Raw genomic sequence first — 529 nt, forward strand, 5'->3', positions numbered from 1 at the left:
GGCGGGGCATTTTTTTTTGAGTATAGGCATTAAAGTTTTTTTAGTTCTTCAAATGGCCGGTTTTCGTCTGTCATTTAACCGGCCTGCAACGATGCAAAGGCAGTTTAATGTTGCTCAGGGCTATACCAAGCCTCAGCCGCCATTTTGTACATTTCTTGAAAAATGACTTTCAATAATTGAAAAGCTGAAATAGCTATCAGTGCGCCGATAGTGACTCCGGCCATAGCGACAAGTGCGATTTTCATAATGCCTCCTCTTTTTATCGAATAAAGTGTGAACAGCGTCATAAAAATGCCGCTTCGGGCGCGATTTTCCTACGTTAAACGAGGATTTCAAGTGGTTTTTAAACTACATCTGTCGCGCGTTTTTTCAATGTTATTCATCTTCAGAGACTTAACATTCGACGTTAATGTTGTTTGCTAAAAATTTTTTTTTCAAATGCTGTGTCTTTGCCTGCCAGCTGCTGATTTTTGAAGAACGTTTAAGTGGATATTGTCGGATCGGACTTATACTCTGGTGCTGCGTTTAA

At 40.1% G+C, this 529-nt stretch carries 1 protein-coding gene; it reads right to left on the reverse strand.

Annotated features, from left to right (window positions below; all coding sequences use genetic code 11):
- Positions 1 to 104: 104 nt before the first annotated feature.
- A complete protein-coding gene (locus NP589_RS21625) occupies positions 105 to 245 on the reverse strand; it encodes a hypothetical protein (RefSeq protein WP_155931185.1) in 141 nt (46 codons plus the stop codon).
- Positions 246 to 529: the final 284 nt, after the last annotated feature.

It is taken from the genome of Methylomonas rosea (assembly GCF_024505055.1).
GTDB classification, from domain to species: Bacteria; Pseudomonadota; Gammaproteobacteria; order Methylococcales; family Methylomonadaceae; genus Methylomonas; species Methylomonas rosea.